17 protein-coding genes are annotated in these 17,310 nt (G+C 59.0%); 12 read left to right on the top strand and 5 right to left on the bottom strand.

Translation table 11 applies throughout. The annotated features are described in order from the left end of the window. A complete protein-coding gene (locus GDA65_08275; protein MBA5862690.1) occupies positions 1 to 471 on the bottom strand; it encodes a helix-turn-helix domain-containing protein in 471 nt (156 codons plus the stop codon). Between the two features lie 175 nt (positions 472 to 646). On the opposite strand from GDA65_08275, the gene GDA65_08270 reads away from it, so the two are divergent. From GDA65_08270 to GDA65_08220, 11 genes are all read left to right on the top strand, one after another. Next, positions 647 to 988 carry a hypothetical protein gene (locus GDA65_08270; GenBank protein MBA5862689.1) on the top strand — a complete coding sequence of 114 codons (342 nt, stop codon included), beginning with the start codon at positions 647 to 649 and terminating at the stop codon, positions 986 to 988. An 18-nt stretch (positions 989 to 1,006) separates the two neighbouring features. Continuing rightward, complete coding sequence (locus GDA65_08265) at positions 1,007 to 1,876, top strand: hypothetical protein (protein MBA5862688.1); 870 nt, start codon at positions 1,007 to 1,009, stop codon at positions 1,874 to 1,876. A 157-nt stretch (positions 1,877 to 2,033) separates the two neighbouring features. Continuing rightward, on the top strand, positions 2,034 to 3,395 hold the full coding sequence (radA, locus tag GDA65_08260; GenBank protein ID MBA5862687.1) for a DNA repair protein RadA: 1,362 nt from the start codon (positions 2,034 to 2,036) through the stop codon (positions 3,393 to 3,395). Then, complete coding sequence (locus tag GDA65_08255) at positions 3,392 to 4,261, top strand: hypothetical protein (protein ID MBA5862686.1); 870 nt, start codon at positions 3,392 to 3,394, stop codon at positions 4,259 to 4,261. Before radA ends, GDA65_08255 begins: the two co-directional genes overlap by 4 nt. After that, positions 4,258 to 5,082, top strand: coding sequence for a tRNA (adenosine(37)-N6)-threonylcarbamoyltransferase complex dimerization subunit type 1 TsaB (tsaB, locus tag GDA65_08250; GenBank protein MBA5862685.1), 825 nt, complete (start codon positions 4,258 to 4,260; stop codon positions 5,080 to 5,082). Before GDA65_08255 ends, tsaB begins: the two co-directional genes overlap by 4 nt. Positions 5,083 to 5,085: 3 nt before the next feature. Further along, positions 5,086 to 5,616, top strand: coding sequence for a ribosomal-protein-alanine N-acetyltransferase (gene rimI, locus GDA65_08245; GenBank protein ID MBA5862684.1), 531 nt, complete (start codon positions 5,086 to 5,088; stop codon positions 5,614 to 5,616). A gap of 64 nt (positions 5,617 to 5,680) precedes the next feature. Further along, the gene (locus GDA65_08240; GenBank protein ID MBA5862683.1) at positions 5,681 to 5,896 is read left to right on the top strand and encodes a DUF465 domain-containing protein; all 216 of its coding nucleotides are present in this window, start codon (positions 5,681 to 5,683) and stop codon (positions 5,894 to 5,896) included. Positions 5,897 to 5,995: 99 nt separating this feature from the next. Beyond that, positions 5,996 to 6,766: a twin-arginine translocase subunit TatC gene (gene tatC / locus GDA65_08235; protein MBA5862682.1), complete on the top strand. Its 771-nt coding sequence runs from the start codon at positions 5,996 to 5,998 to the stop codon at positions 6,764 to 6,766. A 35-nt stretch (positions 6,767 to 6,801) separates the two neighbouring features. Further along, positions 6,802 to 7,878 (top strand): hypothetical protein, encoded by a 1,077-nt coding sequence (locus tag GDA65_08230; GenBank protein MBA5862681.1) that lies wholly within the window; start codon positions 6,802 to 6,804, stop codon positions 7,876 to 7,878. 17 nt (positions 7,879 to 7,895) lie between these two features. After that, complete coding sequence (locus tag GDA65_08225; GenBank protein ID MBA5862680.1) at positions 7,896 to 8,405, top strand: peptidylprolyl isomerase; 510 nt, start codon at positions 7,896 to 7,898, stop codon at positions 8,403 to 8,405. 15 nt (positions 8,406 to 8,420) lie between these two features. Further along, on the top strand, positions 8,421 to 9,131 hold the full coding sequence (locus GDA65_08220) for a hypothetical protein (GenBank protein ID MBA5862679.1): 711 nt from the start codon (positions 8,421 to 8,423) through the stop codon (positions 9,129 to 9,131). Between the two features lie 117 nt (positions 9,132 to 9,248). Here GDA65_08220 and GDA65_08215 read toward each other — a convergent pair whose 3' ends face one another. From GDA65_08215 to GDA65_08200, 4 genes are read right to left on the bottom strand one after another with little or no spacing between them, the layout of a single operon-like run. Further along, positions 9,249 to 10,688: a hypothetical protein gene (locus GDA65_08215; GenBank protein ID MBA5862678.1), complete on the bottom strand. Its 1,440-nt coding sequence runs from the start codon at positions 10,686 to 10,688 to the stop codon at positions 9,249 to 9,251. Continuing rightward, positions 10,685 to 11,989: an efflux RND transporter periplasmic adaptor subunit gene (locus GDA65_08210; protein MBA5862677.1), complete on the bottom strand. Its 1,305-nt coding sequence runs from the start codon at positions 11,987 to 11,989 to the stop codon at positions 10,685 to 10,687. Before GDA65_08210 ends, GDA65_08215 begins: the two co-directional genes overlap by 4 nt. Continuing rightward, positions 11,989 to 15,258 (bottom strand): hypothetical protein, encoded by a 3,270-nt coding sequence (locus tag GDA65_08205; protein ID MBA5862676.1) that lies wholly within the window; start codon positions 15,256 to 15,258, stop codon positions 11,989 to 11,991. Before GDA65_08205 ends, GDA65_08210 begins: the two co-directional genes overlap by 1 nt. Continuing rightward, positions 15,252 to 15,683, bottom strand: a complete 432-nt coding sequence (locus tag GDA65_08200; protein MBA5862675.1) for a response regulator — start codon at positions 15,681 to 15,683, stop codon at positions 15,252 to 15,254. The genes GDA65_08205 and GDA65_08200 overlap by 7 nt, the downstream gene beginning before the upstream one ends. Positions 15,684 to 16,039: 356 nt before the next feature. Between GDA65_08200 and GDA65_08195 the strand changes: the two genes are divergently transcribed. Continuing rightward, a complete protein-coding gene (locus GDA65_08195; GenBank protein MBA5862674.1) occupies positions 16,040 to 17,302 on the top strand; it encodes an MFS transporter in 1,263 nt (420 codons plus the stop codon). Positions 17,303 to 17,310 lie beyond the last annotated feature (8 nt).

The raw sequence follows: 17,310 nt of genomic DNA, 5'->3' as shown, positions 1-17,310 counted from the left end.
TTAATCGCTGGGTGGTTCAAAATGGCCCGGCGGCCGGGATTGCCAGGGGACCGTGGCCTGTTTGGATTGTTTCACGAGACTACGCAGGCTCACTTCGGCGGCGCGGAGCAGTTTCGGGTCTCCACTCTGCATGAGTGCGGTGAGGAGCACGAAGAGCGTTCGATCGTGCCCGGCTGCCAGCAGCAGTCTTTCCAGCACCGGGTCTGTTCCGGTTAATGTGGACAGAGGAGCCGGCTCTTCTTCGTCGTCTTTGCAGAGAAGGTCGAATTCTGTCGGGTGGATGAAGAGCCAGGGGAGGGGAATTTTCAATGCATCCGCCAAGGCTTCCAGGGTCGAGGCGGTGGGATCGAGTTGTTCCGACTCCAACGACTCCAAGAGAGTCGGGGCGATCCCGGCTCGTTGAGCAAAAGCCTGCTCAGAACATTTTTGAGACACCCGCCAAGCGCGAACCAGGGTTCCGATGTGTGGCATGGCGCCGATCATACTGCATCCCTTTCCGGCCCTGCAACGTGACTTTTTCGGCGCTGTTCAATACTTGTCTGTAACATCAATATGTTACGTCCCATTCTCCTAGGTAGAACAAAGGCATCCAAATCGGGTAGAATGAGGCGTTCTTATTGATATCCCCAGCGAGGAGGATCAGCCGATGTTAGGAACCGACATTCGCGGCATTATGGCCGAAGAGGAAGAAGTCCAGCGGCGGCAGGAAGCCTTGCAGTCGTTGATGTCGATGCGCGAGAGGCTGCTACGTGAATCCCTGGAAGCCCGGATCAAGCGGGCACGTGGAACCGGAGACTGGACGAACTTATCTCCCGCCGAATGTGCCAGTATCTATAAAGAGGAACGCGTTCATCTCCGTGCTCAATTGGAGCGATTGAAGGCTGAACGTGACCGCACACGCGGCAAGCTGTCGGCTCTCAAACGAGCCAAGGTGCGCGCCCAACGGATCCGTGCCGCTGAAGCTGCTTCAGGGAAGAAACGCAAATAGATTGATAGCGGGGAGGTGGTGCTAGTCAGCACCCCTCCTCGCAGTAGTGCCGCGACCGCCAGGTACCTGTTGACCTTCTCATCCCGCACTGTCTCTCGCAACTTTCTTTCCCATATCAGGGATGTCGCCAAGACAAAACGTACGCGCGACCGCGAGCGGGTCTTTGTGCTCGAAGGCGCCAAACCCATCCTTGAATTGGTGCGGTCGGCGCCTCACCAGATCGTCTGTCTCGTCATCGCTCCCACATTTCTCGAACGTCAGTCACCGGAGGTGGTGCAGGAGATTGTTCGCAGCGGTTGTACCGTGCACACGTGTCCCGAGCATCAGTTGGCTCAATTGTCTGATGTCGAAACGTCGAGCGGCGTCCTCGCCATCGTGCATCAACCCACCTGGGATCAGGCCACCATTCTGGCGCAGCCCAGAATCTTCGGCCTGTACGGCGACATGCTGCAAGATCCGGCGAACATTGGGACCATTATTCGAACGGCGGCGGGGCTGGGCGTGAGTGCCTTATGGATTGCGCCTCATTCCGTCGATGTGTTTAATCCGAAAGTCGTGCGAGCAACCGCCGGCACCCTCTTTCAACTCCCGATCTTTTCCCGCACGAGTTTGGAAGACCTGCTCAGTTTCGGCTGCACCATTATGGCGGCCGATGTCGGGAATCATTCGCACAGCGTCCCCATTCGATCCATTCAGACTATTCCGGCTCGCACCATCGTTGCAATTGGCAGTGAGAGTCGGGGGTTGTCTGACGCTATTCTTGAGGCCGCCACAGTCCGATTCACCATCCCACTGAAACCCGGGGTTGAATCCCTGAACGCCGCGACCGCCGCCGCCATTACCCTGTTCCACTTCGCCGGACTGTCGACCGAAGCCGCTCACGGGTGAGTGCATCGGTCTGCAGTGCCCTGCCGATCATCTGGGCGACTCCTGTTGTAACGTTCCCCAGTATTGCCGGGCATCGCGTACTGCGCCTCCTTCCTTTTTCTCTCCCGTTTCCTTTACGATGCCGTAAAGCAGGGGTTGCAATCCGAGGCGAACTCGAATGAAGGCGAAGACGACGTTTCATTGTCAGGCATGCGGCCATCAGGCGCCGCGCTGGCTCGGACGTTGCCCCGACTGCGGCGGCTGGAATACGCTCAAGGAAGAGCGTCTGCCGGCCGCTCCCAAAGGTCGCCAGGGGATGCCAGCCTCGCCAATGGCGGTTGCCATGCCCATCTCCGACATCGAAATCGTGGGCGAGCCCCGGCACAGCACGGGAATGAGCGAGTTCGACCGGGTTCTGGGCGGCGGCGTGGTGCCCGGCTCTGTGATGTTGATCGGCGGCGACCCGGGCATTGGCAAAACGACGTTATTGTTGCAGGCGTTGCCCCTGCTGGCGGGAGCGGGCGAGCAGGTGTTGTATGTCTCCGGGGAGGAGTCTCCCCGGCAGATCAAGATGCGGGGCGAACGGCTTGGCATCGGCGGCAAGCACCTCCTCATTCTCGGAGAAACCTCCCTCGAACAAATTCTCAAAGCCATTCAGGAAATCAAGCCGGCGGCGGTCGTTGTGGACTCGATTCAGACCGTCTATACCGAGCAACTGACATCGGCGCCGGGCAGTATCAGCCAGGTGCAGGAAGTGGCCGGGCAGTTGATGTGGTTCGCGAAGCGCAACCATGTCCCCGTGTTCATCATCGGGCATGTCACAAAGGAAGGGGCGATTGCCGGCCCCCGGTTGCTGGAACATATCGTCGATACGGTGTTGTACTTCGAAGGCGACAAGAGCCACAGTTTCCGCATTTTGCGCGCCGTGAAAAACCGGTTCGGGTCCACGAACGAAATTGGCGTCTTCGAGATGAAAGACGGCGGACTGGAAGAGGTCAGCAATCCCTCCGAGTTGTTTCTCGCCGAGCGGCCGCAACGCAGCACCGGCTCTGTGGTGGTGTCCAGTCTGGAGGGAACGCGGCCGATTCTGGTCGAATTGCAAGCGCTGGTGTCGAGCACCAATTATCCCATGCCCAAGCGCATGGCCAACGGGGTGGAACCGAATCGCTTGTCGTTGCTGCTGGCGGTGATGGAAAAGCGCCTGGGCATGCATCTCTCGGGTCAGGATGTGTACGTCAATGTGGTCGGCGGAATCCATATCGACGAACCGGCCATCGATTTAGGCATTGTCGCCGCCGTCACGTCGAGCTTGCGCGAGAGCCCGATCGATTTCACGACTTTGGTGATGGGTGAAGTCGGACTGGGCGGCGAGGTGAGGGCAATCAGCCAGGCGGAATTGCGGATTCGCGAAGCCGCAAAGATGGGCTTCAAGCGTTGCCTGTTGCCGGAGCGGAATGTGGCGAAACTCGATCCGGTTGACGGGATCGAAATGATCGGCATTCGTGAAGTCGGAGACGCCTTGGACGCAGTGCTGGCGTGAGAAACGTGGGAAGTAACAAGGAACACGAGGAACGAGCGCGGCGGCTGATCTGCGCCCTCCTGCTCTGTGTCTTCACCGTTTCCGGCTGCGCGCTGTTTGGCCCCGCGGAGACCATTCCACTGAAAGAGGCGACGGCGGAACAATTGACCGCGCTGCTGCAGGAGCGGGCGGAAGAAGTGCGTACGATCAAGGGCCTCTTCAGCGCGAAGATCACCGGCGGTATCCTGCCCATCGGCCAACGCGTCCAGGGCACGGTGTTTTATCAACGCCCCAACGCCATCAGACTGCGCGGGTTCTCGGCGGTGGGAAGTGAGATTTTCGAGTTCGTGCAGATCGAAGATCAGTTCAAGCTTCGTCTGCCAACCATGGGGCGTGAAGTGACCGGTCGTCCATCTGAGGCCGATCAACTGGGGCAGCTCACGCGTCCCTTTCAGTTGAGCGTGTGGGCCATGAGCGGCATTATGGGTACGCAGGTTGTGGGGCCGCAGGAACAGGTCCGCTTGTCGGAGGAAGGCGCCCGCTACCGGTTGGATGTGGTAACGGCACCGGGGATGAACGGCGCGGCTCCTCAGGTGAGTCGGCGCATCTGGTTTGATCGCCGGAATTTGCTGGTGATTCAGGAGGAGCGGCTGACTTCCGCCGGCGAGGTTGAAGCCACGATGCAATTCGACGATTATCGCCCAGTTGGTCCTTTGCCGCCGGCTATCCTAGCGTCCAGTGGACAGACTCCTGAGGCCGGCACACGTATCATGCGTCCCTTTACCATCCGCATGACTGATGGGCAGGGATCCGGCAGTCTGCAGGTGACGTTTCATGAATTGGTTCCGAATGAGCCAATCAAGCCGGGTGAACTGGGACGTGTATGAGGCCGCAGCCGGATCATTATTTGTTAGCAATCGATACTGCGACGGCCTGGCAAAGCGTGGCGTTGCTTCAATGCGACAAGGTGTTGGCCCTGGTCGAGCAGGACGCCGATGGGTCGCATGCGCGCTCGCTCATGGGCGCTATCGATCGTGTGCTGCGCGAGGGGAGTATCACGCTGAAAGAACTTCAGAGCCTGGCGGTGTCGATCGGGCCCGGTTCTTTTACCGGACTCCGGGTCGGGCTCGCGACCATGTTAGGGTTTCGTGCGGTGTTGGGTCTACCGATTGCACCGGTGCCGACCTTGGAAGCCATGGCTTGGAACCTGCGCGACGTGAAGGGCCTGCTGGTGCCTGTGCTGAAAAGTCGGCACAATGAAGTGTACTGGGCTGCCTATGAGTGGCTGCCGGAATCCGGGTTGCGCACCCTGATCGCCGAACAAGTTGGACCTCCGGCTTCTGTGGCGCGGGCCGTACAGGCGGCAAAAACCTGCACGTGCTTTGGCGACGGATGGCAGGCGTATGGGAAGGACATCCGGGAAGCCGTTGAGTCAGCCGGCGGGCAGATCCTGGAAGTCAGCCCGGAGCAGCAACATCCTTCAGCCGTCAGTGTAGGGCTCGCCGGACGACAGCGTCTGGATGAGGGGGAGCTTGCGGAACAGGAACTGGTTCCTCGGTATGTCCAACGCACGGAAGCGGAAGTCAAATTCGACGAGCAGCAGGGGGTGTCTGCGCTGGAGCGGCGGCGCCAGCGGGTGGCGAGCAAACTGACGCAGGGACGACGGCGAGCTGTTCCTAAGAGCGCTGATTCACGACGTACCACATAACGCATGCCATGGAGTTTTCCCTCTGACATGACATCACCTTCGATCCTGATTGAACCGGCGACCTCCGGCCTCCTCGATGAGGTGCTCGCCATCGAACAGGCTTGCTTCTCAGCCCCCTGGACGCGCAAAATGTTGGCAGCTGAACTGTCCGGCAACCCATTCGCACATTTTTTGGTCGCGAAGTGTCCCGACCCTCAGTCTGGCTCCCTTGCGGTAGCGGGGTATTTTTGTTTTTGGATCGTCTTTGAAGAAGTGCGGTTGATGAACCTGGCGGTGATGGCGCCGTTCAGACGGCAGGGCGTGGCGACGAGGTTAGTGTGCAATGCTCTGCAAGCCGGGCTGGAACGCGGTGCAACGCGGGCGATGTTGGAGGTGCGGGGCTCGAATCACGAGGCGCAGACGCTCTATTACCGGCTGGGATTTCGTCAGACGGCGACGCGGGCACGGTATTATGTCAATCCCGAGGAGGATGCGGTGCTCATGGAAATGGCGCCGCTGCAGGTGAGTGAGGTGTGTAGGCGGCCTGGAGCGTGAGTTCCGGGAGCCGGGTAACACGACGGTCATCCACGAACGTATGTAGTCAACCAGGAGGTGCGACATGCAGACGGAGACGGCGATCACTGAGCGGTTACGGCAATCCAACACAGAATTCCGTGCCCTTGAAGAATCTCACCATCGCCTCGACGCGGAGCTGGCCGATTTGCAACGACGGCATGTGCTCACGCCGGCGGAAGAAGTCCTGAAGAAACAACTGCAAAAAGAGAAGCTAGCCACGAAGGATAAGATCGCCGAACTCATCCGCTCCTCACGGTAACGAGGGCGGGAGGGAAGGCCTTCCGGGAACCTCTCGCAAGCCCCTCGCGGGTGAGCGGCAAGGGGGAACGGACGGCCCAGGCGTTGGTTCAGACCGGGAATGCTCGCACCACTGGCCGCCCATATTCAGTCGCTCAAGAAGCGGCTGTTGATTATCGCGGTCACCTTGGGGGTCGCGTTTGCGGCGGCGTTTGCCTACTCAACCGAGATGGTCGCCTGGCTCAATCGTCCGTTCCCCAATCAGCTGGTCTTTTACGGACCGACCGAAGCCTTATTTGCCTCGATCAAGGTGTCGTTTCTGGCGGGCCTCATTCTCAGCCTGCCGATCGTGTTTTATCAATTCTGGAAGTTCATCGCGCCGGCGTTGCTTCCCAAGGAGCAGCGCTGGGCGATTCCGATTTTCCTGCTGGCCGCGCTCCTGTTCGCGCTCGGCTTGATTTTTTGTAATCTTGTTATCCTGCCGCTGGTCATCGACTTTTTTGTCAGCTTCGGGATGGATCGCGACATCACGCCGGCGCTCGGTGTCGGCACCTATATCGATTTCAACGTCAAATTCCTGCTGATCTTCGGTTGTGCGTTTGAATTGCCCCTGGTGCTGACCATTTTGTCCCGGGTGGGTGTGGTCTCGGCGGCGGTGCTGGCGCATTACCGCAAACATGCGATCATGGCGGCCTTGATCATTTCAGCTATCGTGACACCGGACGCCACCTTGTTCACCATGTTGCTGATGGCTGTTCCGCTCATGATACTCTATGAGATCGGGATTATCGGCGCGAAGATCTTCGGGCGGTCCTCGGGCCCGGCGCCAGACATGAATTTGCCTCTCGACCCAGATATACCCGTCGGTACCGCCGGTCATCGTGTGCGATGACCCGGCGTTCACAATTTTCGAAGGGTGAGTGTCTTATGCTGCGTCACATGTTGGTGTGGACGGCGCTGGCGGTCGGCAGTCTGCAGGGAATGGGATATGGCGAATCCCTGCCAGTCGGGAACGAGGGCGGCGGGCCGCCGAAATTGGAACAGGGACATCCGGGGGAGGACCCTTCCGCGCCTGCTGATATCGGAAACACCAGTATTCAGGCCTTGGCTTCAGGCGCCGGTGGCGTGATTTACGCTGGATCATTCGGCATGGGCATTTTTCGAAGCAGCGACCGGGGCGGCACCTGGATGTCGGCCAACGAGGGATTGAACGATCCCTTCGTGCTCTGTCTCACCACCGGCAAAGATGGCGCCATCTATGCGGGGACGTTTCGTGGCGGAGTGTTCCGCTCCCGCGATGCCGGCAAAACCTGGCAGGCCATCAACAAAGGCCTGAAGCGTCTGGAAATCAAAGCATTGCTGATGGATGCCAAGGGGCTCTATGCAGGGACCGGCGACGGGGTATACCTGTTGAATGCGGCGCAGGATCAATGGAAAGTCGTGACGACCGGGCTGGATGAAGTGCTGGTGCATGCGCTAGTCAGAACCAGCGATGGCACGCTGTACGCGGGAACTTCCGGCAAAGGCGTGCATAGTTACAAGGAACGCTCACCCGGATGGACGCGCCTGAAGCAGGGGCTGAAAGACCACGAAGGATTGGTGGAGAATTTTATCCGCGTGCTGGCCGTCGATAAGGAACAGGGCGTGTATGCTGGCACGTTCGACGGCGGGGTGTTCCGCAGCGGAGACGGCGGCAAAACCTGGTTGCCGATCAGTCGGGCCTTGCCCAACGATTCCATTCGCGGCTTGATCAGCAACGAGCGCGGTGTGTATGTTGCCACGGGGCGAGGAATCTTTAAGACCGTCGACAAGGGACGGCAATGGATGCCCTTGAACAAGGGCCTCAGCAATCTCTCGGTGCAGGTGTTGATCGAGGGCGAGAAGGGCGGATTTTATGCCGGAACCAGCTCCGGTGTGTTTCGCAGCGATGACGATGGTCTCACCTGGACGGCGGTCAGCCAGGGGTTGGAAGGCGAGAGCGTCGCGCCCTTCAAGTTTAACTGAGTAGGAAAGGACATGAGATGACGGCACAAACCGGTTCACCACAAGCGATTATCACTGTGACATCCAAGAATGAGTCCTGGGGCCAGATCGTGCTGCGCTTTTTCCCGGACGTCGCGCCGAATCACGTCAAAAACTTTACGGACCTGGCGAAGAAAGGCTTTTACAACGGTACCACCTTTCACCGCGTGATTCCCGGGTTCATGATTCAGGGCGGCGATCCTAACAGCAAGAATCCGGACCGTGCATCACACGGGATGGGCGGTCCGGGCCACAACGTGAAGGCGGAGTTCAACAGCAAGCCGCATAAGCGGGGAACCCTCTCCATGGCGCGCGCCAATGATCCGGACAGCGCCGGTTCTCAGTTCTTTATCTGCGTGAATGACGCCAACTTCCTGGATTGGCAATATACGGTGTTCGGGGAAGTGCAGAGCGGGCTCGATGTGGTTGACAAGGTCGTCGGTGCCAAGCGTGATGGGCGCGACAATCCATTGGAACGAGTCGAAATGGCCGTGACGATTACGGAATAGTGCGAGACGTAAGAGATGAGCGGCAAGCGAGGGAATGCCCGGATCATCCTTTCACGTTTCACGTTTCACGTTTTACGAGGCGCGCTGACCTGCATGCTCGCTGCAGGCTGCGCCATTCCTCAGGTCCCGTCTCGGACTGTGTACGAAGACCCCGTCAATTTTGTCCGTTTGGAGTTGGATGCCAATGTGCTGCCGGAATGGCCGCCCGGGCATTTCACGCATCCTGCTCAGTTTTCTCACGAGCAGGTCAGGCGAGTACTGATGGGCCTTACGGTTCAGGAGCACCGGACCATGGTGCAGCGCTGGATCGGCGGCGACTCTCGGCGGGTACCGATGTTCCGCGATGCGGAGATCATGATCCTCGTGCCGCAGGTGGTCCAGGCGTTACGGTTAGCGCGAGAAAATGAGCGGGTGACCTACTACCTCAGTCAGCCGGAAACGTCGGTGAAGCGTACGATCACGTCGGGGGGCCTGTACATCCGGGGCACTGAACTGCATTTTATTCTGGGAAATTGGCAGACGCTGTACGGTATTCCGGCCTACGGTATGATCTACGATCGACGGTACCCGATGAACCCCATTATCTCCAAAGGGTTTGATTTGTTCTTTGACCTTGATCAGGCCCTGGTGTCTCAAACGACGAGCATCTGGGACGGGCTCCTCGCCAACACGAAGGACGAATTGGTCATCGACCTCGCCATTGTTTTTCCCGGCCAGACTATCTGATCTTTCCATCATTCGTGAAACGTATCCCGTAAACCCCCCACGTGCATCCCTCCTGACGCACGGATACTCAAACGTGAGTCATCATGGCCGCGTGCCTACATGCCTCATGAACGCGGGCTAGTATGCCGCCGGGGGCGGTCCTTCTGGCTGGCGCATTGTGTCAGGCGGGCGGGAATCAGTCGCCGCGCGGCTCATCAGAAGAACGCGGCCCGTGTCGTCACCTTGCGAGGTATAGGCCAGCGTGACTTCCGCGATCTTATAGTCATACTGCGTATCCGCCAGTCGCGTTTGCGCCGCGGTGAGTGCGACCTCTGATTGCGTGACTTCCACCACCGTGCCCAACCCGAGTTTGTAGCGCTGTTTGGAAAGCTGTAAGGCTTCTTGGGCGGTCTTGACCTGTTCTTCCGCCAGCGTGATTTGTTGCGCGAAGGTGAGGGTGTCGAGATAGGCATTGGTCACCTGCTGCGTCAAGGCCTGTTCGATATTGCTGGTCGCGGCCGAGGCGGCCTGCCGATTGGCATTGGCTTCCACGACCTGGTTCTCGATCAGGAAGCCGGTGAACAGCGGCATGGAGACCATGGCGCCGGCCATCCACCACCCACCGGTTTGCTGGTTCTGGCGCGGATCGAACGGATCGAAGGTGCCGCCGCTGGCGATCGCGGAAACAGTCGGAAGGTATTGACGTTTGGCGGCCGTCAGTCGCGCATCGGCGGATGCCGTGTGTTCCTTGGCCCGTTTGACTTCCGGGTGCGAGAGGCTTTCACTGATCAGGGTCTCCAGCGTCTTCTGCGGGCGAACGGCGACGGAAATATCTTCGAGGACATAGTCGTCGCTTCCAGCAATGCCCATGGTGCGGTTTAGATCGGCATAACTGGCTCTGAGATCGTTGCGGCTCCGCACCAGCAGGGATTGGGCGTTCACGAGCTCGACATGGGCCAGGTCGAAGTCGAGCTTGGATTTCAGTTGTTGGCGATAGAGCGTTTCGATCTGGCCGGCGATGATTCCGCGCTCACGAACCGTCTCTTCGGCAATCTGCACCAGGCGATGCCGCTTCAGACTGTTCAGGTACGCGCGCTGCACATACAGCAGCACCAGGGCGCGTCGCGCGTTCACATCCTGCCCTTGGGCACGTTCGGCGAGTTTGTTCGACTCCACGAGATTGCTGGTATAGCCGAAATCGTAGAGGCGTTGATTGGCGATCACGCCGCCGGTGAAGGTGGTTTGATTTTCGCGCAGCAGTCCTCCGCCGATCAGGAAACGCGGATTGGTCACGCCGGCGCCGGCGACGGTGTTGGCGTTGGCATAAACCTGGGGATAGTACAAGGAACGCGCCTGTTCCGTGCGCGCCTCCGAGGCTTTTAAGTTTGCCTGCCCCTCGATCAGCATCGGGTGGTTTTTTACGGCAATCTCTACGGCCTGTTGCACGCCGAGAAAACTGCCTCGGGACAACGAGACCGGCCGGTCCGTATCGGCGGCATGGGTGGCGGGGGCAGCAGCTGCCGCTGATAACAGGGCGGCCAGCATGAGGAAGGTCCTGCGTGGCAATCGATACGTCATGGGCGAACTCCCTGTGTCTGTGTCGCTCTGTTTGGTGTGGGCGCGGCGGTCGGCGGTGGAGGGGTGCCGCCAGGCGTACGCCGCTCAAATTTTTGTTGGGACAGTTTCGCATCCGGCAGGTTGAACGGCGAGGCGACGACCGGCAGGCCTTCGAGTAGCCGGCGTTTGCCCACGGCCACCACATCTTCGTCACCTCGTAACCCGGATGTGATCTCGATCCAACGGCCGTCGCTGATGCCGGTTTGCACCGCAACCGGTTTTGCCTTGCCTTCTTCGACGATGAAGAGGGTTTTCCCTTTAGGCGTGCTGCTCACCGCTTGTGGAGGAACCACGAGAGCCTGTGGAATTTCACGCAGGCCGAGGGCCACTTCGGCGAAGGTTCCTGGCCGAAGTGCATGGTCTTGATTGGGCAAATCGACTTCTATGAGCAGACTGCGCGTGGCTGGATCCAGCGCCATGGTGGAACGAGTGACGACGCCGCTAAACGAGCGGTCCGGCAGTTCGGTCACCTTGACGGTCGCCTGAGTCTTTCCCGGCACCACCCAGGGGCTGTCGTCTTGCGGCACGTTGGCGTAGATGCGAACCGTGTTCAGATCCATGATCGTAAAGAGGGGAATCGCGTTCGTCGCCGAAGAGGTGGCGATTTGAATCAAGGCTCCGGGGTCCGCGAATCGCGCGGTCACGATGCCATCATACGGCGCGCGGACTTTGGTGTAATCGCGCATGACGACCCGCTGCTCCATCAAGTGCCTGGCTCCCTGATAGGCGGCTTCCGCCACGTCCACGTCCTGCTTGGCAATGACGTCCGGCGACTCCTTCCATACCTTGGCCAGCCGCTCGTAGGTCAGCCTTTTAATTTTGTAATCCGACACCGCCTGCTGGTACTGCTCTTCGACTTCCGGCGCGTCGATGACGGCGACGATGTCGTTTTTCTTCACTGCATCACCCTTGTCCGGTCCGATCCATTTGAGATAGCCGGATACCTTGGCGTACAGCGTGGTTTGATAGAGGGGAGACACATTGGCGGGAAGCTTGACGGTATACACCAGATCGCGCCGGGTGGGCTTCGTCACCTGCACATCTACCGGCGCGCTGTCCGGTACCGCAGCGGATTCGCCGGGCGGGTGTGGCGGGGCGGGGACCGCGGAGGACGCAGGGGGAGCCGGATGGCCGACTTCCTGGATGTCCCGCCAATAGAGGAGCCCGCCGACGACGAGCATGAGCACAATGGCGGCCGCGACCCAGCGAATTTTCCGGCGCGTGGCCCTGACGGGGCGGAGAGTCGTTGACGATTCGTCCATTACATACCCTCTGAAGTCGCGGGAGCGGTGGTGGGCACCGGCGCGCGTTCTCGTCGAATCAACACGAGACTGTGCATGACGGGCACGACCAGCAGTGTCATGATCGTGCTGACCGCCAATCCTCCGACCACCGCGCGGGCCAAAGGGACCATGGTTTCGTTGCCCTCGCCGAATCCTAGGGCGAGCGGTAACAGGCCGAGGATCGTGGCAAGCGCCGTCATGAGAATCGGCCGGATCCGCCGCCGCCCGGCTTCCAGCACGGCATGCGCCGCGGTCGCTCCGTTGCGAACCATGCGGTTGGCGAAATCGACAAGCAAAATGCTGTTCGACACCACAACGCCCATCATCATGAGTGTCCCGATCATGGACTCCACGTTAACCGACGTGTTGGTCACGTACAGCGTCAATACCGTGCCGATCCAGCCGAGCGGGACAGCCACCAGAATGATCAGCGGGTCGATAAAGGAGCGAAACAGCGCCACCATCACCAGATAAATCAAGACCACGGCCAATGGGAGCGCCAAGGCAAAGTTCTGAATCGCGCTGCGCATGTTGGCCACTTCTCCGCGCAGCTGCACGGTCACGTCCTTCGGCAGCTGGATGCCGGCCAACACCTGTTCGATATCCTTTGCGACGTGGCCGAGGTCGTTGCCGACGGGCGTGACGAGCACGTTGATCAACCGTGAGAGGTCGTAGTGGTCCACCGAATCGGGACCGGTCTTGAAGTTGAGTTGGGCCACATCGCGCAGCATGACCGGCGGACCGCGCCGGTCGTCGCCGGACGTGTAGTAGCCGCCCGCGATCTCCATCTGTCTTCCCGCGAAGGGGGTATTCTGCAACGCGAGCGTGGACCCTTGTATGCCGCCTCCCGTGAGGCTCGAAGTGGGCAGGAGGGGCGTGCGCGCACCGATGATCGGTATGTTCAGGAGATCTTCCGTCGTGGTCAGCGATTGCTCCGGGTACTGGGCGAGCAGAAAATACCCGTTGGCGGTTTTCGGGTCAAGCCAGTAGTTGGGTGAGAGTGCGAGGTTCGAGCTGATGCCGGTAATAACATCCACGACGACGCGGTTCTGGTTGATGCCGTAGTAGGCGGCCTTTGTGCGGTCCACATCGATGTGCAGTTCGGGATAACTCTTGCCTTGCTTGATCCGGACATCGACGGTGTTAGGCACCTGGGCGATCTGCTGTTGAATCCGCTCCGCCACAGGCCGGATCACGTCCAGGCTGGGACCTTTCACCTGAATATCGATCGGAGCTTTCAAGCCGAAATTCAACACGTCGCTGATGATGCCGCCGGTTTGAAAAGCGATTTCCACTCCCGGCAACGAGGTTTTGATCCGCTTGCGCAAGTCTGTGATGTAGTCCTCTGTGTGTCCCCTATGAGCGGTGACCAGATTGACGAGCACGAATGCCGTATGGTTACCCGTGTTCGGTGCAAAGCGCGCGGCATCGCCGTAGTAAAGCCCTGTGTTCGAAATGACTTCTTCTAGGTCGTCTTTAGGGATCGTGTCGTGCACCAGTTGTTCGATCTGCCCCACGATGGCCGTGGTCTTTTCAATCCGGGAACCTTCCGGCGCGGTGACCGACATCGCGAAGTTGCCCGCGTCGACTTTGGGGAAGAATTCGGTGTGCAGGCGGGGAACCAGGAATGCGCCGGTGGCGATCAGCGCGAACGTCGCGATCACGATCACCAATGCTTTGAAGCGCAGGCCTCCCTGCAAGAGCGGTTCATAGATCGCGAGCACATAGCGAAACCAGCCCTCATCGGCCGAGGCCCCATGTTCGGCACCCTTGCCATGCCCGGCCTGGTAGAGCCAGGCCAGCACGACCGGCGTGACCGACATAGACACGACATAGTCAGCCAGCATCGCAAAAGCCACCGTCATGGCCAGCGGCACGAACAGATACTTCACGATGCCGGTAAAAAACACGATGGGCAGATACACGATCAGAATGCAGATCGTGGCGACGAGAATCGGGAGCGTCAGTTCCGTCGCACTGTCTTCCGCCGCCAAGCGCCCGTCTTTGCCCATTTCCAAATGCCGGTGCAGGTTTTCCTGCACGACGATGTTGTTGTCGAGGAGGGTGCCGATGACGAGGGCCAACCCGCCCAGCGTCATGATGTTCACGCTTTGGCCCGTGAGATAGAGGGCGACCAGCGCGGTGGTGAGCGAGAGGGGAATGGCCAGGCCGACCACGAGCGCGGCCTTCACGCTCGCCAAAAAAACGAAAATCATGAGGCCGGCGAGACCGGCGCCCAGGAGGCCTTCTTTCTGCAAATTGGCGATGGCCTGACGAATGTAGAGCGACTGGTCGTAAATAAACTTGATGGCCGTCCCGGGTGGAATCTCCGTCAGCTTGTGAAGCTTCGCACGGATGCCGTCGGTGACTTCCAGCGTATTGGCGCCTTCCTGTCTAGTGATCGGAATGTAGGTCGCTTCGCGGCCGTTCACCCGTACGATTGACGTCTGGATGGCGGCGCTGTCAGCGGCGGTGCCGATGTCGCGGATCAGCACCGGCGTGCCGTTGACGACTTTGATGGGAATGTCGTTGATCTTGTCCACGATGTCCACGAGGCTGTTGGAATAGACGTAATAGTCAAGGTCGCCGATCTTGATGTTGCCTGCTGGGATGATGGCGCTCTGCTGGTTCAGTGCGTTGACGACGTCGGAAGGCGAGATGCCGCGCGCCAGCAGCCGCTGCTGATCCAGAAAGACAGTGATCTGCCTGACCTTCCCGCCCAAGGGAGGACCAAAGGAAATGCCGGGGATGGTTGCGATCTGATTGCGCACGTTGAAGTACGCCAGATCGCGAATTTCTTTCGGACCAAGAGTCTCACTGGAGATGGACAAGTATCCGATGGGAAGACTCGATACCCCAAACTTATAGACTGACGGCGGGTAGACGCCTGGCGGCAACAGGCGAATGATGCTGTAGGCCAGGCTGGTCAATTCGGATTGTGCCGCATCAATGCCATAGTCCGGTTGAAAGAAGACTTTGATGTAACTCATTCCCGCAAGCGATTGTGATTCGATATGTTCGACATAGCTCGCTTCGACGAAGCGTTGCTCCATCTTAAGCGTGATCGCGCCTTCCATTTCACCCGGGCTCAGGCCACGATAAAACGTCGTGACGAGAATCGAGGGCAGCTTAATTTCGGGAAAAATGTCCACACGCATCTTCTGGTACGACACGCCGCCCAGAATCAGGGCGATCATGCACAATGCGAAGACGGCGTAGGGATTTTTCAGCGCGGCGCGCGTCAGCATGGCGTGGCTATCCGTCGGGTGCAGTTGTGTTCCAGCCAAAATTTCCAGAGGTGAAGCGAGAGCGTTACGAGATCATCGAACTGTCCCGGTTTGACGACGTACCCATTGGCTCCGGCTTGGTAGCAAGCACGAACGTCCGTGGCGTCGTCTGAACTGGTCAGAATGACGACAGGAATCTGCGCCAAGCGCGCCTCCTGTTTGAATTGCTTCAGCACATCCACGCCCCGTTCGCCTCTCAACTTGAGGTCGAGGAGAATCAGCGCCGGCTCATCGTTCTGATGGTCATTCAGATAGGCCATGGCCGCGCGGCCCCCTTCGACGATATTCAGACGGCCTGTATAGCCGGCTTGGGTGAGGGCCTGGCGAAACAATTCACATTCGCCCGGGCTGTCGTCGACCAAGAGAATGGAGGGAGAGGTAGGCATCTCATGTGAGTACAGCAGGAACTGTGCCTAGCCTCACTTAGAATAGAAGGTACTCATGTAACCATTTGAAAGCGCTATGAAAGGGGGAGCCTTTCTGTATACGGTTGGGTCTCTCTCAACCCTGCTCGGGCGGAAAGGTAGGGAGAAATTCCAGAGAAGGCGGAGAAAAATTCCAGTATCGGATGGCCGAGAGCGGTTGGATAAATGCGGGATCTCTGCAGGGTATTTGTCGATGTGCCTCCAGGGCATTTCCTAGGGGCGGTTGGCGAGCGGAGATGGATAGCATACGTCCAGACGCTGAGAGCGCACACACATGTCGCCTCCGACAGTCGGCAGCTCCAGGAGGATTGTCCATCATGTCAGCAGATGATTCAGCCTCCAATACCAGTCGCGGGTGGGCTCTTATCAAGACCAGAGACTTCGGTCTGCTCTGGTGGGGGCAGACGACCTCTCAGGTCGGGGAGGGACTCAACAAGGTTGCCCTGCTGTGGTTTGTCTATGAACTGACTGGATCGGCCATGAAGATGACCATGGTCGGCCTCCTCCAGACCATTCCTCCGTTGGTGTTTGGTCCGCTGATCGGAGTGTATTTGGATCGGATGCCAAAAAAGGCTGTGATGGTGTGGGTCGACGTGCTTCGCGCCTTGCTCACACTACTCATTCCGACGCTTTTTGCCTTGGATATGCTGTCGATCACAGGACTGTACGGCCTCATTTTCCTCACATCGGTTGTCTCCACGATATTCGGTCCCGCCCTCGTGTCGGCTGTGCCGTTATTGGTTCGACCTTCCGAATTAATGTCCGCAAATGCGCTCATTCAGGGCACCACCAATATCGGGATGTTGCTTGGACCGGCGATCAGCGGCATGATGATCGCTCTGATCAACGCCGAAAATGTGTTGTTCGTGAATTCCGCGACGTTCCTGATTTCCGCCCTCTGCCTCATGCCGATTCGTTTCACTTCATCTTTTGCGAGGGCCAAGGCGCATTCCGGGTCCGTATGGCAGGAGCTCAAGGCGGGATTCCGGTTCATAGTCGGGCAACAGCCCATGGTGCTGACGCTGGTGATCATCTCGTCGCTCTATAACCTCGGAGTGAGCGCGTTCGTCTTTATTTTGCCGGTGTATGCCAAGGAGTTTCTCCAGGTTGGCCCGGTGCAATTGGGCTGGTTGTGGTCGGCCTTGGGCGTCGGCATGTTGGCCGCCTCCACATGGTTGGCATGGAAACAACAGAGTGATATGCGGGGACGATTACGCATCGTCGTGAGCGGCATGACGATCGGCGGCTTGGCGGTGTGTAGTTTGAGCCTGCTGGAAACGCCTCTGATTGCGGCAGGGATGGTCATCATCGTGGGGGGCAGCACGGCCGTCCTGAATCCGATTATCTGGGCGCTCTTGCAGGAGTTGACGCCAAGACATTTGATCGGTCGCGTCGTGACCACCTTCAGCGTCGGCTCCATGGCCTCAGCGATGGCCGGGATGACGGGTTTCGGGTGGGTGGCCGATGTGGCAGGGCCGGCCGCGAGCCTGATAGCGCTTGGTCTCGTCTTGTTACTGACGGCAGCAGTGGCTGTCGCCTGCGTGCGGAGAACCTGCCCTATGCCGGTCGCGCATGCATGACCGTCTTC

The organism is Nitrospira sp. CR1.1, assembly GCA_014055465.1.
Classification (GTDB): domain Bacteria; phylum Nitrospirota; class Nitrospiria; order Nitrospirales; family Nitrospiraceae; genus Nitrospira_A.
This window is presented reverse-complemented; position numbering and strand designations above follow the sequence as displayed.

What these genes read in the sequence shown, in the direction of transcription:
- GDA65_08275 (MBA5862690.1), bottom strand. Translation starts at nt 471, where the DNA reads ATGCCACACATCGGAACCCTGGTTCGCGCTTGGCGGGTGTCTCAAAAA.
- GDA65_08270 (MBA5862689.1), top strand. Translation starts at nt 647, where the DNA reads ATGTTAGGAACCGACATTCGCGGCATTATGGCCGAAGAGGAAGAAGTC.
- radA (MBA5862687.1), top strand. Translation starts at nt 2,034, where the DNA reads ATGAAGGCGAAGACGACGTTTCATTGTCAGGCATGCGGCCATCAGGCG.
- tsaB (MBA5862685.1), top strand. Translation starts at nt 4,258, where the DNA reads ATGAGGCCGCAGCCGGATCATTATTTGTTAGCAATCGATACTGCGACG.
- rimI (MBA5862684.1), top strand. Translation starts at nt 5,086, where the DNA reads ATGCCATGGAGTTTTCCCTCTGACATGACATCACCTTCGATCCTGATT.
- GDA65_08240 (MBA5862683.1), top strand. Translation starts at nt 5,681, where the DNA reads ATGCAGACGGAGACGGCGATCACTGAGCGGTTACGGCAATCCAACACA.
- tatC (MBA5862682.1), top strand. Translation starts at nt 5,996, where the DNA reads ATGCTCGCACCACTGGCCGCCCATATTCAGTCGCTCAAGAAGCGGCTG.
- GDA65_08230 (MBA5862681.1), top strand. Translation starts at nt 6,802, where the DNA reads ATGCTGCGTCACATGTTGGTGTGGACGGCGCTGGCGGTCGGCAGTCTG.
- GDA65_08225 (MBA5862680.1), top strand. Translation starts at nt 7,896, where the DNA reads ATGACGGCACAAACCGGTTCACCACAAGCGATTATCACTGTGACATCC.
- GDA65_08220 (MBA5862679.1), top strand. Translation starts at nt 8,421, where the DNA reads ATGAGCGGCAAGCGAGGGAATGCCCGGATCATCCTTTCACGTTTCACG.
- GDA65_08215 (MBA5862678.1), bottom strand. Translation starts at nt 10,688, where the DNA reads ATGACGTATCGATTGCCACGCAGGACCTTCCTCATGCTGGCCGCCCTG.
- GDA65_08210 (MBA5862677.1), bottom strand. Translation starts at nt 11,989, where the DNA reads ATGGACGAATCGTCAACGACTCTCCGCCCCGTCAGGGCCACGCGCCGG.
- GDA65_08205 (MBA5862676.1), bottom strand. Translation starts at nt 15,258, where the DNA reads ATGCTGACGCGCGCCGCGCTGAAAAATCCCTACGCCGTCTTCGCATTG.
- GDA65_08200 (MBA5862675.1), bottom strand. Translation starts at nt 15,683, where the DNA reads ATGCCTACCTCTCCCTCCATTCTCTTGGTCGACGACAGCCCGGGCGAA.
- GDA65_08195 (MBA5862674.1), top strand. Translation starts at nt 16,040, where the DNA reads ATGTCAGCAGATGATTCAGCCTCCAATACCAGTCGCGGGTGGGCTCTT.